The sequence below is a fragment of the Vibrio sp. 2017_1457_13 genome, assembly GCF_030851525.1.
Classification (GTDB): domain Bacteria; phylum Pseudomonadota; class Gammaproteobacteria; order Enterobacterales; family Vibrionaceae; genus Vibrio; species Vibrio metschnikovii.
In genome coordinates, this window is record NZ_VHTA01000007.1 from 129084 (window position 1) to 144341 (window position 15258).

The 15258-nt window shown below is 42.7% G+C and carries 14 protein-coding genes; 8 read left to right on the forward strand and 6 right to left on the reverse strand.

Going from position 1 to position 15258, the window contains the following annotated elements; translation table 11 throughout:
- Window positions 1–315 precede the first annotated feature (315 nt).
- The 3 genes from FKN88_RS11595 to FKN88_RS11605 all read left to right on the forward strand — a co-directional run bounded on the left by FKN88_RS11595 (window position 316) and on the right by FKN88_RS11605 (window position 2822).
- A complete protein-coding gene (locus tag FKN88_RS11595; RefSeq protein WP_154168728.1) occupies window positions 316–1170 on the forward strand; it encodes a co-chaperone YbbN in 855 nt (284 codons plus the stop codon).
- A gap of 257 nt (window positions 1171–1427) precedes the next feature.
- Window positions 1428–2351, forward strand: a complete 924-nt coding sequence (locus tag FKN88_RS11600; protein WP_158138101.1) for an SPFH domain-containing protein — start codon at window positions 1428–1430, stop codon at window positions 2349–2351.
- Window positions 2352–2354: 3 nt separating this feature from the next.
- On the forward strand, window positions 2355–2822 hold the full coding sequence (locus FKN88_RS11605; protein WP_154168732.1) for an NfeD family protein: 468 nt from the start codon (window positions 2355–2357) through the stop codon (window positions 2820–2822).
- Between the two features lie 128 nt (window positions 2823–2950).
- On the opposite strand, the gene cueR is transcribed toward FKN88_RS11605, so the two are convergent.
- From cueR to zipA, 5 genes are all read right to left on the reverse strand, one after another.
- On the reverse strand, window positions 2951–3367 hold the full coding sequence (gene cueR / locus FKN88_RS11610; protein WP_154168734.1) for a Cu(I)-responsive transcriptional regulator: 417 nt from the start codon (window positions 3365–3367) through the stop codon (window positions 2951–2953).
- An 11-nt stretch (window positions 3368–3378) separates the two neighbouring features.
- Entirely contained in the window at window positions 3379–4011 is a 633-nt protein-coding gene (locus FKN88_RS11615) for a DUF2057 family protein (RefSeq protein WP_154168736.1), read from the reverse strand.
- A 70-nt stretch (window positions 4012–4081) separates the two neighbouring features.
- Window positions 4082–5155 carry a porin gene (locus tag FKN88_RS11620; protein WP_154168738.1) on the reverse strand — a complete coding sequence of 358 codons (1074 nt, stop codon included), beginning with the start codon at window positions 5153–5155 and terminating at the stop codon, window positions 4082–4084.
- A gap of 467 nt (window positions 5156–5622) precedes the next feature.
- Window positions 5623–7632, reverse strand: coding sequence for an NAD-dependent DNA ligase LigA (gene ligA / locus FKN88_RS11625; protein ID WP_154168740.1), 2010 nt, complete (start codon window positions 7630–7632; stop codon window positions 5623–5625).
- Between the two features lie 56 nt (window positions 7633–7688).
- Entirely contained in the window at window positions 7689–8564 is an 876-nt protein-coding gene (gene zipA / locus FKN88_RS11630) for a cell division protein ZipA (protein ID WP_154168742.1), read from the reverse strand.
- 222 nt (window positions 8565–8786) lie between these two features.
- On the opposite strand from zipA, the gene cysZ reads away from it, so the two are divergent.
- The 5 genes from cysZ to crr all read left to right on the forward strand — a co-directional run bounded on the left by cysZ (window position 8787) and on the right by crr (window position 13782).
- Entirely contained in the window at window positions 8787–9560 is a 774-nt protein-coding gene (gene cysZ, locus FKN88_RS11635; protein ID WP_004395707.1) for a sulfate transporter CysZ, read from the forward strand.
- 188 nt (window positions 9561–9748) lie between these two features.
- A complete protein-coding gene (gene cysK, locus FKN88_RS11640) occupies window positions 9749–10717 on the forward strand; it encodes a cysteine synthase A (RefSeq protein WP_004395708.1) in 969 nt (322 codons plus the stop codon).
- Window positions 10718–11014: 297 nt separating this feature from the next.
- Window positions 11015–11272 (forward strand): HPr family phosphocarrier protein, encoded by a 258-nt coding sequence (locus FKN88_RS11645; RefSeq protein ID WP_004395710.1) that lies wholly within the window; start codon window positions 11015–11017, stop codon window positions 11270–11272.
- Between the two features lie 146 nt (window positions 11273–11418).
- On the forward strand, window positions 11419–13143 hold the full coding sequence (gene ptsI, locus FKN88_RS11650) for a phosphoenolpyruvate-protein phosphotransferase PtsI (RefSeq protein WP_004395711.1): 1725 nt from the start codon (window positions 11419–11421) through the stop codon (window positions 13141–13143).
- A gap of 129 nt (window positions 13144–13272) precedes the next feature.
- Window positions 13273–13782 carry a PTS glucose transporter subunit IIA gene (crr, locus tag FKN88_RS11655; protein ID WP_004395712.1) on the forward strand — a complete coding sequence of 170 codons (510 nt, stop codon included), beginning with the start codon at window positions 13273–13275 and terminating at the stop codon, window positions 13780–13782.
- A gap of 90 nt (window positions 13783–13872) precedes the next feature.
- On the opposite strand, the gene FKN88_RS11660 is transcribed toward crr, so the two are convergent.
- Window positions 13873–15027, reverse strand: coding sequence for a 2-octaprenyl-3-methyl-6-methoxy-1,4-benzoquinol hydroxylase (locus FKN88_RS11660; protein WP_154168746.1), 1155 nt, complete (start codon window positions 15025–15027; stop codon window positions 13873–13875).
- Window positions 15028–15258: the final 231 nt, after the last annotated feature.

The window sequence follows — 15258 nt, forward strand, 5'->3', positions numbered from 1 at the left end:
GCTTCAAGTAGGAAGGGTTTATTCTTCTAAATATATCCTAGGTGATAGGCTGATACCCTCTGCTGCTATCATCCAAGGAAGGCATTGAGTATGACCCAAATGACATTAAATCAATGGAATTGGCTCGGTGTCACGATTGTTTTGGCACTGCTGATCCTTTTTTAGCACCTTTGTTTGCTTGACGGAAAAACCACTTCGGTGGTTTTTTTATGCGTGAGTGAAAACACTTTCTCTTTCAAGTCATCAATCAGCCTTGAGTTTTGCTTTTTTATCCCCCATTTGTGTAACAATGCCTCAATGCAATAAGGAATGATCATGCACCCAATTCATCATAGTGATGTGTCTCAACACAATTTTCAGGAAATATTGGCCAACTCGGCTCAGCAACCCGTGCTGTTTTACTTTTGGGCCCCCATCAGTGATGAAAGTGCTCAACTACTTCCTGAATTGCAACAACTCGCTCAGCAATACGCGGGTGCCTTTCAATTAGCGACGTTAAATTGTCAACAAGAGCAAGCTCTCGCTGCTCAGTTTGGTATTCAGGCATTACCAACCATTGCATTATTTATTAATGGTCAGCCGGTGGATGGATTAGGTGGGCCGCAACCACTCAGTGCCATCATCGATATGCTCGATAAACACTTACCTAGCCAAGAAGAGCGTACCGTTCAAACGGCATTACAACTCGTTAAACAGCAAGACTATACTCAGGCGTTACCGTTACTCCTTGAACTCAGTGAAACATGGAAAAATCAAGGTGAGGTTAAACTCGCATTAGCAGACTGTTTTATTGCTACTCGTCGTTTTTCCGAAGCAAAAACGCTGTTGGATAACATTCCGTTGCAATATCAGCAAAGCGATTACAAACGTTTATTAGCACAAATTGAATTGTATGAACAAGCAGCAGAAAGCCCAGCCATAAAAGAATTAGAAGCGGCGTTAGCGCAAAATAGTAACAACGCGACGATGGCTAATGAATTAGCCTCTCAGTACCATCAAGTACAACGAGATGAAGAGGCTCTTGAACTACTCTGGCGCTTTCTAAAAGATGATCTAACGCTATTAGATGGCGAAATGAAAAAAACGTTTATGGATATTTTAAGCGCATTAGGTCAGGGGAATCCCATCGCCGCCCGTTATCGCCGACAACTTTACTCTCAGCTCTATTAATCTCCAACTGACTCACAACGCTATCTTAGCTAAAAGGTAGCGTTGAATTAGTGATGTGGTTTCTCTCTTTTGTCCTGTGTATTACCCCTCAATTTATCCCCTGTCATTATTCAACGATAAATTCTCATTAGCCCTCAGTTTTTCATGCTGATGATTGCCTATTCAGGCATTCTGATACACAATGATTTTTGGATTTTTTATTGGTACCTAAACAACGTAAAGCGTTGTCATAAGGTCTATTACTCAAAGGGAACGTCATGGCTATTGATTCATTGATTACAATCGGCGTGTTTGTCTTCGTCGCCATTGTATTTATTATGTCGGCAGTAAAAACCGTCACTCAAGGTAATAACTGGACGGTAGAACGTTTCGGTCGTTACACCCACACACTCCGCCCTGGCTTAAACATCATTGTTCCATTTGTTGATAAAGTTGGAAGCCGTATCAATATGATGGAACGAGTGCTTGATATTCCAGCGCAAGAAGTGATCAGCAAAGACAACGCCAGCGTCGTCATCGATGCCGTCTGTTTTGTTCAGGTTATTGATGCAGCCAAAGCCGCTTATGAAGTAACGGATTTAGAGCACGCCATTCGTAACCTGACATTAACCAATATGCGTACAGTGCTTGGCTCAATGGAGCTGGATGAAATGCTCAGTCAACGGGATATGATCAACACAAAATTACTAACCATCCTTGACCAAGCAACCAGTCCTTGGGGCGTAAAAATTACTCGTATTGAAATCAAAGACGTTCAACCTCCTGCCGATCTGACGGCTGCGATGAATGCACAGATGAAAGCCGAGCGGAATAAACGCGCAGAAGTCTTGGAGGCGGAAGGGGTTCGCCAAGCACAAATTTTACGCGCCGAAGGCCAAAAACAGTCCGAGATCCTTAAAGCCGAAGGTGATAAGCAAGCAGCAATTTTACAAGCAGAGGCTCGTGAACGCGCCGCAGAAGCGGAAGCTAAGGCCACTAGCATGGTTTCTGAAGCCATTGCTAAAGGGGATATGCAAGCCGTTAACTATTTTATTGCTCAAGGCTATACCGACGCTTTAAAATCTATTGGCCAAGCAGAAAACAGCAAAATCATTATGCTGCCACTGGAAGCAACCGGCTTGATGGGATCTATTGCAGGGGTCGCAGAAATGTTCAAACATTCAGCAGATAAAAAGGGATAACGCTTGATTGAATGGCTCGCTCAATTTAATTACTGGCATTGGTTAGCCTTAGGGCTGGCCTTATTAGCCGTTGAACTGTTAGGAACGGCAGGCTACTTCTTATGGCTTGGCCTATCTGCTCTTTTGGTTGGTCTGATTATGCTGCTCATCCCAATGGGATGGCAGTTGCAGTGGATGGCGTTTGCCAGCTTTGTACTATTAACAACTTGGCTCTGGTGGCGTCGCCAATTTAAATCGGATCGATATGACGATGCTCAACGCTCGCTAAATCAGAAAGAGAAACAGTTAATTGGACGGCGACTACTGCTCACTGAACCCGTAAAAGCGCAAGTCGTCACTCGATTACAACTGGGGGATAGCACGTGGTCGGCGATCAGTGATCAAGATATCGCTGCTGAATCTATGGTAGAGGTTATCGGGCTTAATGGGATTACGCTTAAAATTAAACCTTATCAACCTTTAGAAAAGTAAGCTCCTGCCTTGAGTGAGAGCGAAGGATAGCTCTCACCCACTCTATGAATCTATGATTAAGGTAAATCTACGTAACTAACGCTGCTGTAGCTTAAGCCAGAAGTAGACAGTAGAAAAACGATAAGAATCTATCGGGCCTTATCGTTTACATCTTTACAACAACTCTTCAATTCTTTAATGATCGGACAATCATGCCCTTCATCACCGGGGCAAGATGCAATCCACTCTTCAAGCTGCTGCTTAATCAAGGTAAGTTCGGTCAGTTTACTTGAGACTTCCTGTAACTTTTCTTGTGCTCGCGCACGCACCGCTGCGCGCGTGCGCTGTGGATCATTGGCCAGTGTGAGCATGGCTTTACACTCATCCAAACTAAAACCGACTCGCCGACAGCGAGCAATTAATAACAAATCATCGATATGCTGTGGTGTGTAAGTTCGGTAACCACTTGTAGAGCGTAATGGCACAGTGATTAGACCTTTCTCTTCATATAAACGAATCGATTTAGCACTTAATCCTGTTAATTTAGCAATTTGGCTAATATTCATTATATTTTTAATTATTGACTTACTGCCCATGATAAGAAAGATTTCTGCTGGTTTTCATCCAGCTCAAGATAAATTTTTTGAATCGCTTTTAATTTATCTCTATCAATTGGCACGTCTTTTACCAACGCTGTAGGATGTGTAGTAAAGCTGCGCATTGATACCTCATTTATCGCAGCTTTACTCTCCGTTCGATTAAATTGACGAAGTTGTTTAGTGTAATCTCCCATGAAAGCAAATGAACGACCAGGAATAAAATCTTGATCAATAACAAGATTACCTTGAGTAACCTCTATATTTAAGCTGGGGCGACGATCAAATTCTCTGGCATTACTTTCATCGCGAATAGTCATTGCCGACGTTAAATTGACAACACCAGAATCACCAGAGACTTTTAATACTATCAGTGGGGATTTATATTTATTTTGCTTACCAGACATCTGAATAATTCGCTCAGTTCGTACAAGTAACTGGTGTTCACCCGGATCTAAAGTCAATTCGGAACGATGTCCAAAATTAACACCTTCCGATTCACCATTCACCGCTAACAATTGAATATCACGGTCAAAGTTAACATTAATCACCGCATATCCACTAAACGAAATACTCAATAATGAAATAAATAAACTGATAGGTAAAACTTTCATAGAACGTCCTTAAAATGAAATGGCGAGCCGAAGCTCGCCTTTACTCTACAACTCAATAGTCTAACTTCGTTTAGAAATAATATTCTACACCGACAGAGTACTCATCATAATCTGCTGATTTCCAGCGACCTTTGTATGAATCACCAAAATCAAGAGTACGAGCACGGGCATAAAGCACCGCTGATGGATCTACAAAATACAGCGCTTGTATAGACAGTACATCATCATCCGAACCTTTTAGCTTACTACCACCAACTTTAAGCTCATCATTTTTAGCATAACCTAACTTAAACTGCCAATCGCCAGTCGTATAAGCCAAACCTGCTGAATACGCATTTTGTTTCTCTTTATCACCAGCGACAGGTTTTGCTTCCATCATCTTATATTGTGCATAGAAGGAAAGTCCATTATCAAACCATCCTTGAACACCAAATAGATAGGCGTCATTATCCCATTCAGTGCTCTCTTTAGCTACGTCACGGTTACCTTCATAAGCTAAATCAAATTGGAAAACAGAAACTTTATAATGCGCAGCGGCACCTATCCAATAATCTTTACCATCGCCTTTCTGCGCTCCATCTTTACCAGCCATGCCATACGCTAGATTAAAAGATAGGCTATCTGCAAATGTTGGTGTATCCCAACGAATCGTATTTGAAGCACGGTCTTGATGCTTAGTTCCACCGATAGCACCACCCCAGTCGTATACATCACCTAAACCAGGGTTAGATGCTGGCCAATCCACCAATTCATAAAGGGGTGACAAGACTCGACCTAAACGAACAGTGCCATAACTATCGTGTTTAAAACCTACAAACGTATCACGAGCACCTAGTTCAGAACCAGGATCAGAGAAGGATGGGTCAACATATCCAGCTTCAATTTGCCAAATAAAAGTTGATTCAATGTTTTTGAAGTCTTTCTCGCCACGGAAACCAATTCGAGATTCATTATTAAGCTGAGAGCCTCCTAACTTATCATCGGTTTCTTTATTACCAGCATCGTAATCTCGGTAAGCGGCTTGTAATGCGATAACACCATAAACCTCGTAGTTATCTGCTGCTGAAACATTGAATGCAATACCAGATGCAAGCATTGTTGCAACGGCTGCACCGACTAAGGAAGGTTTAAAATATTTGTCCATGGAAAACTCCTAAAAATGGATATAGCTGTTTTTATGTTTTCCCCCAAAAGTTGGCCGCCGAAGGGAGAAAGCTTTTCCTTGTATGAGAATAAGTACTATTTCTCATCACTATCTGCATACACATTGTGTATCCATGCATTAAGACTATCTGGATAGGGTAAAACATCAATCAGATCTTAATTTTTAACTAAAAAAATATGAGCCATAACAAATTTTAAGTGAGTAAGTGATCAAGATCGAATAATTAACACATCAAACAATAAATAAAAAAACAACTTAATTAACAATAGATTAAAAATAAAAATAATTGAATAATTGAAGTCGATCGCATTGATCAAAAATAGAAAGTGACAAAATAGTTACAATCTATCTCACTAATTTCTTATTCTAAATTAAGTTATTTTTGACAATAAAAAACCCTTAACCATTGATCAATGGTTAAGGGTTTTGGTTAGCATTTAAAATCGTTAGGTGAGAAGATCCAACAAATCTTGCTCAGAAAATATTTCGATTCCCAGCTCTTGAGCCTTAACTAATTTAGAGCCTGCCGCCTCGCCCGCAAACAGCATATCGGTATTTTTTGATACACTACCAGTCACTTTGGCCCCTAAGCTTTGTAAAGCCGCTTTAGCTTCACTGCGTGATAATTGAACCAGAGAGCCCGTCAATACCACTGTTTTTCCAGCCAGTGGCTGTGGCTTTGCAACATCTTGAGGTTCAATATCAGGCCACGTTACGCCTAAGTCTCTTAATTCTTGCACAACACGTTGGTTCTTTTCCTGACTAAAGAAAGCATGCACATGACTCGCCACAATCATTCCTACATCTTGAACTTCAATCAACTGCTCAACAGAGGCTTGGCTAATTGCTTCCAAAGTACAAAAATGTTGAGCCAGATTCATCGCTGTTGCTTCGCCAACTTCACGGATACCTAGGGCATATAAGAATCGGGCTAAGGTCGTATGCTTAGCGTTAATCAGTGCCTGAGTGATATTTTGAGCCGATTTAGGGCCCATTCTATCTAATACGGTTAACTCACCCGCTCGGAGTTTAAATAAGTCGGCTGGCGTTTCGACCATTTCTCGCTCTACGAGCTGCTCAATAACTTTATCGCCTAAACCGTCTACATCCATTGCTTTACGTGATACAAAGTGCTTTAACGCTTCTTTGCGTTGCGCTTGACACACTAAGCCGCCAGTACAGCGAGCAACCGCTTCGCCCTCGACGCGTTCCACATCAGATTGACAAACTGGACAGTGACTAGGGAAAATTATCGGTTGAGCCTCTTGAGGACGACGTTCCAACACCACGGAAACAATTTGTGGAATAACATCACCAGCACGGCGAATAATTACCGTATCGCCAACCATTACGCCTAATCGCTCGATCTCATCCGCGTTATGTAACGTCGCATTGCTGACCGTCACACCACCAACAAATATCGGTTCTAACTTAGCAACAGGCGTAATGGCTCCGGTTCTTCCTACTTGAAATTCAACCTCATTTAAACGAGTCATTTCCTCTTGAGCAGGGAACTTATAAGCAATCGCCCAGCGAGGAGCACGAGCGACAAATCCTAATTTCTCTTGCAGTGCAATATCATCAACTTTAATCACCACACCATCAATTTCGTAAGGTAAGTCAGCTCGTTTTGCCATAATCGTTTGATAGTAATCTTTAACTTGCTGAGCGTTTTCTACGCGCTGCGTCTCAGGGCTAACCGGAAGCCCCCAGCTTTTTAACTGTAAAAAACGGTCATAATGACTGGTCGATAACTCAGCACCTTCGACCACTCCGACACTATAAGCATAAAACGCTAAAGGGCGCTTAGCCGTAATACGAGAATCGAGTTGACGCAAACTCCCAGCGGCCGCATTACGTGGGTTAACAAACACCTTTTGACCTTTTTTCAGTGCTTGAGCGTTCATCCGCTCAAAACCCTCTTTGGGCATAAACACTTCACCTCGAACTTCAATCCTTGAAGGCCATCCAGTTCCAGAGAGTTTGAGAGGGATCGATTTGATGGTACGTACATTTTCAGTGATATTCTCACCTGTCGTACCATCGCCACGGGTCGCAGCTTGAGTTAATCGACCATCCACATACAATAGACTAACTGCTAACCCATCCAATTTAGGCTCACAACAAAAACGAGCGTGCTGAGTGGCAGCAACTCGCTCACCGATACGACGAAAGAAGCTATCCAACTCACTATCAGCAAAGGCATTATCTAACGATAACATCGGTCGTTCATGAGTGACTGATTCGAAACTCGATAATGGTGCCCCACCAACACGCTGACTAGGCGAATCTTCACTTACCCATTGTGGGTATTGCGCTTCAATTTCTAATAACTCCCGCATCAACCGATCGTATTCAGCATCAGGAATGTTCGGGGCGTCTTCCACGTAATAACGTATCGCATGTTCATTCAGGATTTGCCGTAACTCTTGTAATCTTTGCTCTACGTGTTGCATTGGTATTCTCTCGGATCATGAAAAAAGGCTCCGGTCGGAGCCTTATAAGGTGTTAATTACTGCTGTTTAAGTTTGAACTGTTGAATTTGCTTACGATACTCAGCTAGCCGATTGGGTGTCATCAGGTTACGTGCATCATCCAAAACATTAGCGCCCATATCATCGGCAATTTGTTGAGCCGTTTTAAGCATCAACTTGAAATTCTGCTCAGCGTCACCGTAACAAGGCAAGGTCATAAAGAAAGAGATGCCTTTGGTGGTAAATTCAGCGGGGTCATCATGTTTTAATGTCCCCGGTTGTAACATATTAGCCACGCTAAATAACACTTTACCCGTTCCCGACAAATCGGCATGACGATGGTAGATATCCAGCTCACCATACAACAACCCATTTTGCTGAAAGCTGTCAAATAACTTGCTACCAACAAAAGGCTCAGCACCTGCACAGTGTACATTAAGCACAATCACCTGCATTTCAGGCTCTTCTTCAGGTGTTTCAGTTTGAGCCGGAGTAATGGATTCAGGTTGCGGTTCAATCATCGACGTTTCGATACGACTTTCTTCTGAAACAGCGTCAGCCTTTAATTTAACGCTCGGTTCTGGCGCTGCTGTATCGAGATCATGTTTAGGAACGATTTGTTGTGTTGCATCGCCACTGTCTTGCAAATCATAATCAGCAATTAGAGGGTCAATATCATGACCAGTTAAACCAAAATCAGGCTCTCGACGATCAGGGCGAGCCACTTCGTCAGTTGACGCCAACTTCGCCTCTTTTGCGGCCTTCTTATCTTGATGTTCAACATTGATACGCCCGAGCGGCTTATCGCCGAACTTCGACTTACCTTCTTTTTTACTGGTCCAAAGACCATGAAACAATAAAGCGGCTATCGCTAGCCCGCCAACAATAATGAGTACGAATCGCAATTCCTGCATCTTAAACTCTCAGTGTTTCGGTGTTGATGTTCCGAGCTCTAACGCCTATGTTGAACGTCTGCCAAGGTGGGGTGTATCAAACTATAAGGTTACTTTACCAAAAGTTACCCCTGATTTAGAACAACTTAATGTTAGAAGTTACGTCTACAGGCGCATTTTTATTATTGTAAGCTTCAGTTACACTCTAAATTCTGTTTTTTTGCGTTCATTTCGGAAGAGACCATGCCCACACGCTCTGGATTAGATTATTTTTTTGATGGTGTTCATCTGGCTTTTTCACCAGGCATCCGTCGTTTTACTTTACTTCCTTTGATGATCAACGTGCTACTGATTGGAACGGCTTTGTATTATCTTTTCACCCATCTTAACGATTGGATAACCCAGTGGCTTGACGCTCTACCTAGTTTTTTATCTTGGCTATATTATCTGCTTTGGCCATTGCTCACTATCACCATCCTCGGTACCTTTTCCTATTTTTTCAGCACGCTAGCTAATTTTATTGCTTCGCCTTTTCATGGCCTATTGGCCGAAAAAGTCGAGCAAAAAATAACCGGAAAAATCGAAAGCGATCTCAGCTTATTCTCTGTACTCAAGGATACGCCACGCATTCTTCTTCGTGAGGGACAAAAGCTTTTTTACGTTATTCCCCGAGCACTAGGATTATTTCTACTGTTACTCATCCCCGGCTTGGGGCAAACACTAGGGCCCATCGTCTGGTTTTTATTCACCGCTTGGATACTCGCCATCCAATATTGTGATTATTCCTTTGATAACCATAAAGTTGACTTTAAAGTGATGCGAAACCAGTTAAAACAAAAACCAGGTAAAACTTACGGCTTTGGCATGATAGTCGCGCTGTTAACCACGATTCCTGTCGTTAATCTTTTTATTATGCCAATTGCAGTATGCGGAGCCACCGCCATGTGGGTTGGTGAGTTTAAATATTCCCACACCAATCACTCGGCATCTGCCAGCAAGACGATGTCCGCCAAGTAGCTCAGCTATCTAGATAATGAATCACATCAGTCTATAAGCGAAGAGAATAAAGCCATCTAATAAATCGCTAATAAGTTATAACTTTTTAATCCTTTTACTTTTCTATCGAATCTCTATTCTTGACCAGTATCAACCAATTTGTAGCAACGCATCAACGATTGATCTATGCGTAATAAAGGGACAGCACAATGAGTAAAATTTACGAAGACAACTCTCTGACTATCGGTAACACTCCTCTGGTTCGCCTAAACAAAGTCAGTAACGGCCGTGTGTTAGCCAAAATAGAAGCACGTAACCCAAGCTTCAGTGTTAAATGTCGTATTGGCGCTAACATGATTTGGGAAGCAGAAAAGCAAGGCAAGTTAAAAGAAGGGATTGAGCTAGTCGAACCAACCAGTGGCAATACTGGCGTTGCTTTGGCCTTTGTGGCTGCAGCCCGTGGTTATAAACTGACCTTAACTATGCCAGAGTCGATGAGTCTTGAACGTCGTAAACTACTCAAAGCGCTTGGTGCTAACCTTGAATTGACTGAAGCAGCAAAAGGCATGAAAGGCGCTATTGCCAAAGCAGAAGAAATCGTCGCCAGCAACCCAAGTAAATACTTACTGCTTCAGCAATTCGATAACCCAGCCAACCCTGCTATTCACGAAAAAACCACAGGTCCTGAGATCTGGGAAGCCACCGATGGCCAAATTGATGTCTTCGTTGCTGGGGTGGGCACTGGTGGTACTCTCACCGGAACAAGCCGTTATATTAAGGGTGAAAAAGGTAAAGCGATCATTTCTGTTGCCGTAGAACCAGCAGAATCACCAGTGATCAGCCAAGCTTTGGCAGGAGAAGAAATAAAACCTGCGCCACACAAAATTCAGGGTATTGGAGCAGGTTTTATTCCAGGCAACCTAGATTTAGAACTGATTGACCGTGTAGAAACCGTGACGTCTGATGAAGCCATCGATATGGCTCGCCGCTTAATGGAAGAAGAAGGGATTTTAGCCGGAATATCTTCAGGTGCTGCGGTTGTCGCCGCTAATCGCCTCGCTGAACTTCCTGAATTTGCTGGAAAAACCATTGTCACTGTGCTGCCAAGCTCAGGTGAACGTTACCTAAGTACAGCGCTCTTTGCCGGTATTTTTACTGAGAAAGAAAACCAACAGTAATAGGTGATTAAATCAAATTTTCGTTTAAAAAAGCCCCATGCAGGGGCTTTTTTGTTGATCCTTGCCCCACCTTTGGTAATATCGGGATGTTTTATTTCTAGCTTCAAAATAAAGAAGCAGGCAAGATTAAAGTCAAGGCTGATTTTTGGTAAAACTCTACCTCAGCCATTGATTGTTTTAAACTGAAATAAGCGCTACCACGAAAATCCCGTTACTCCGCTAGCAGAAATGGGCAGTTAAGGTTAAGCTTATCTAAGTGAACAACTTACAAAAACTACATTAATTGGGGTATAACACATGTACGAGAAGCAAGTAGAAATCACTGCAGAAAACGGTCTTCATACTCGTCCAGCTGCACAGTTTGTTAAAGAAGCAAAAGCGTTCGATGCAGATATTACTGTCACTTCAAACGGTAAAAGCGCCAGTGCTAAAAGCTTATTTAAACTACAAACCCTTGGCCTAGTTAAAGGCACAGTGGTCTCTATCTCGGCTGAAGGCCCTCAAGCGAAAGAAGCCGTTGACCATCTAGTTGCCCTAATGGACCAACTTCACTAATCGACGCTCTCTATTTTAGATAAAGGTCATTTTGTTTAAACGACAAAGTGGCCTTATTTGAAATATGACCAACAATAAGCTAAATGTTATTGTTGGCACATCGTCCATATTCTCCCGTTTACAGTTGACCAATTTAAGGTAAGGCTATGATTTCAGGCATCCTAGCATCTCCAGGTATTGCTATCGGTAAAGCACTACTACTTCAAGAAGATGAAATAGTCCTAAACACAAACACCATCTCAGACGCAGATGTAGCAGCAGAAATTGAGCGTTTTTACGACGCACGCGCAAAATCATCCGCGCAGCTCACTGTCATTAAACAAAAAGCGCTTGAGACCTTTGGTGAAGAGAAAGAGGCCATCTTCGAAGGCCATATCATGCTACTGGAAGATGAAGAGCTAGAAGACGAAATTTTAGCCCTCATCAAAAATGATAAATTATCAGCAGATAACGCGATTTATACGGTGATTGAAGAGCAAGCCGCTGCCCTTGAATCGCTCGATGATGAATATTTGAAAGAGCGTGCAACGGATATTCGTGATATCGGCACCCGCTTTGTAAAAAATGCATTAGGCATTAATATCGTATCACTCAGTGATATTAATCAAAAAGTTATCTTGGTTGCTTACGATCTAACGCCTTCAGAAACAGCACAAATCAACCTTGATTATGTGCTTGGCTTTGCTTGTGACATTGGTGGCCGCACCTCACATACCTCAATCATGGCTCGCTCGCTAGAACTGCCTGCGATTGTTGGTACTAATGACATTACCAAACAAGTAAAAAATGGTGACATGCTGGTCATCGACGCAATTAATAACAAAATTTTTGTTAATCCAACCGAAGCTGAACTTGAGCAAGCCAAACAAGTACAGCGCGACTTCTTTGCTGAAAAAGAAGAACTTGCCAAATTAAAAGATCTTCCAGCACAAACCCTGGATGGGCATAGTGTTGAAGTGTGCGGTAACATTGGTACCGTAAAAGATTGCGATGGCATCATTCGTAACGGCGGAGAAGGTGTTGGTCTGTATCGTACCGAGTTCTTATTTATGGACCGTGACGCCCTTCCGACCGAAGAAGAGCAGTATCAAGCTTATAAGCAAGTTGCCGAAGCGATGAAAGGCCAATCGGTCATTATCCGTACTATGGATATTGGTGGTGACAAAGATTTACCTTACATGGATTTACCAAAAGAAATGAACCCATTTTTGGGTTGGCGTGCAATCCGTATTAGCTTAGATCGCCGTGATATTCTGCGCGATCAGTTGCGTGGTATTTTACGTGCATCGGCACACGGCACATTGCGCATCATGTTCCCAATGATCATTTCAGTTGAAGAAATTCGTGAACTGAAAAATGCCATTGAAGAGTACAAAGCTGAGCTACGCAGCGAAGGGCTGGCATTCGACGAAAACATCGAAATTGGTGTGATGGTGGAGACACCAGCAGCAGCAGCGATCGCTCATCATTTAGCGAAAGAAGTGGCCTTCTTCTCGATTGGCACCAACGACTTGACCCAATATACCCTAGCGGTAGACCGCGGTAACGAAATGATTTCTCACTTGTACAACCCATTATCACCAGCGGTTTTAACGGTGATTAAACAAGTGATTGATGCTTCTCACGCTGCAGGAAAATGGACCGGAATGTGTGGTGAGCTTGCAGGAGATGAGCGCGCAACACTACTATTACTGGGTATGGGATTAGATGAATTCTCGATGAGTGGTATTTCTATCCCTAAAGTAAAAAAAGTGATTCGTAACACCAATTTTGCAGAAGTCAAAGCCATGGCAGAACATGCGTTGTCATTACCGACCGCCGCTGAAATTGAAGCGTGTGTAGAAAAATTCATCGCAGAGAAGTGCCAATAAGCCATCAGCCCCCTACAATAGGTGACGATCAGCAAACTCCTTGAAGGATATAAAAATAGTCGTCTATTGTTTGGGATTGGTATACTATACTGGTATAGAATAAATTTGAAACGTTAGGAGCATGACACAATGGGTCTGTTTGACAAACTTAAAAAGCTAGTCTCTGATGACAGCGCTGACGCAAGTGCAATTGAAATTATTGCACCGCTTTCTGGTGAAATTGTAAACATTGAAGATGTGCCAGATGTCGTGTTTGCCGAGAAAATCGTTGGTGATGGTATTGCGATTAAACCTACTGGTAACAAAATGGTTGCTCCAGTAAACGGGACTATCGGTAAAATCTTCGAAACGAATCACGCATTCTCTATTGAATCTGACGATGGCGTTGAGCTGTTTGTTCACTTCGGTATTGATACCGTTGAATTGAAAGGCGAAGGCTTTAAGCGTATCGCTCAGGAAGGCCAATCAGTAAAAGTGGGTGACACAATTATTGAATTCGATCTTGCTTTGCTAGAAGAAAAAGCCAAATCAACACTGACTCCGGTTGTTATCTCTAACATGGATGAGATTAAAGAACTGAGCAAGTTATCAGGTTCTGTGACGGTTGGTGAAACTCCCGTTCTTCGTGTAACTAAATAAGCGATTTATCGCTAACTTACACTCAAGACTTGAAACGAAACGCTGCCATCATGGCAGCGTTTTTGTTTTATCGCTCGCCATCTAACTCACTTACAAACCAAGCGCGTAACGTAATACCTGCTGCTTAATCGGTCCCGTATAATCCGCCCCTTTCAATAAAGCATTGCGCATTACTTTTAAAGGTAATTTATCGTTACTGAATGTTTTATAAAATACATCCATGCCAGTTTGCATCAATAAGTTATCAGGGCGACGTTGACGCTGATACTGAGCAAAATGCGCTGCAGTGAACAATGAGGCTTCTTTTGTCACCGCTAATAATACTGAGACATCCTTAAAACCGAGATTCACCCCCTGCCCTGCAAGAGGGTTAATCGTGTGCGCGGCATCGCCGACTAAAATACACCCCTGCTTGACATAACACTGAGCATGACGACGAGTTAATGGAAAATGACCATGCTGCAACACCTCAATATCACCAAGCTCTTGTGGAAAATGGTTAAGGATCTCTTCTCTAAGTTGGCTTAATGATAAATTCGCCAGTTGCTTAATTCGCTGTGGTGAGTCATACCATACCAATGAAGCCTGATGACCAGTTAACGGTAAAAACGATCGGGGTCCAGAAGGAAAAAACTGTTGCCAAGTAATGTCTTGTTGTGGTTTTTCCGTCACAACATTGATCAACATACAGTGTTGGCGATAATCCCAAGCCGTGATGCCAATTTGCGCCATTTTTCTCACTTGTGACTGAGCGCCATCCGCACCAATAATCCATTGGCTATGCAAAACCTCACCCGATTGCAAAGTGATCGTTTTGAGTTCAGTACTAAAATCAATATGATTGAGTTGATCGGGGCAAAATAGCGTCAGATTTGGATACAGTGCAAACTGCTCCCATAACCCCAATTGAAGGATTCGATTTTCAACCATAAAACCCAGTTGCGCTAATCCTAAAGAGTCACTCGAAAAACGAGTGCGACACTCTGGGTGCTCCCAAGTTTCTAAACGACGATAAGGACAGAGACGCATTTCTGCAATTGCCGACCAAGCGCCTAACGATTGTAATAAATCAACAGAGGTTTGCGAGATGGCCGAAATACGCACATCCATCGGTTGCTCTGGCGAAAATGGCTGCGGAGCATAGCCTTCGACTAGCGCCACTCGTCGCCCTTGTTTTGCAAAGCCTAAAGCAGCGGCAGCACCGACCATTCCACCACCGACCACAACAACATCAAAATTATTCATGCTTGACCCTTTTGGGTTACTCTCTTTCTGGGTCCATTGTACGGAGTGAGTTTTTTTTTGCGAACATATTTGTCCTAAAACCTTGTATAAAACAGGGTAAAAACCCAGTAACAGCAACGGTTATAATTTATTTCTAACCCTAGTCAGTCACAAACGAAAGCAGTACAATACGCCGCTACCGTCGTGATGGCGGATCCTTATTTGAACAAACTATTGAACGAGCGAAAGTGA

Bases quoted from the DNA above. Each gene is read 5' to 3' on its own strand.
- zipA (WP_154168742.1), bottom strand. From the start codon at position 8,564: ATGCAGGAATTGCGATTCGTACTCATTATTGTTGGCGGGCTAGCGATA.
- FKN88_RS11615 (WP_154168736.1), bottom strand. From the start codon at position 4,011: ATGAAAGTTTTACCTATCAGTTTATTTATTTCATTATTGAGTATTTCG.
- cysZ (WP_004395707.1), top strand. From the start codon at position 8,787: ATGCCCACACGCTCTGGATTAGATTATTTTTTTGATGGTGTTCATCTG.
- crr (WP_004395712.1), top strand. From the start codon at position 13,273: ATGGGTCTGTTTGACAAACTTAAAAAGCTAGTCTCTGATGACAGCGCT.
- ligA (WP_154168740.1), bottom strand. From the start codon at position 7,632: ATGCAACACGTAGAGCAAAGATTACAAGAGTTACGGCAAATCCTGAAT.
- cueR (WP_154168734.1), bottom strand. From the start codon at position 3,367: ATGAATATTAGCCAAATTGCTAAATTAACAGGATTAAGTGCTAAATCG.
- FKN88_RS11600 (WP_158138101.1), top strand. From the start codon at position 1,428: ATGGCTATTGATTCATTGATTACAATCGGCGTGTTTGTCTTCGTCGCC.
- ptsI (WP_004395711.1), top strand. From the start codon at position 11,419: ATGATTTCAGGCATCCTAGCATCTCCAGGTATTGCTATCGGTAAAGCA.
- FKN88_RS11595 (WP_154168728.1), top strand. From the start codon at position 316: ATGCACCCAATTCATCATAGTGATGTGTCTCAACACAATTTTCAGGAA.
- FKN88_RS11620 (WP_154168738.1), bottom strand. From the start codon at position 5,155: ATGGACAAATATTTTAAACCTTCCTTAGTCGGTGCAGCCGTTGCAACA.
- FKN88_RS11645 (WP_004395710.1), top strand. From the start codon at position 11,015: ATGTACGAGAAGCAAGTAGAAATCACTGCAGAAAACGGTCTTCATACT.
- FKN88_RS11660 (WP_154168746.1), bottom strand. From the start codon at position 15,027: ATGAATAATTTTGATGTTGTTGTGGTCGGTGGTGGAATGGTCGGTGCT.
- cysK (WP_004395708.1), top strand. From the start codon at position 9,749: ATGAGTAAAATTTACGAAGACAACTCTCTGACTATCGGTAACACTCCT.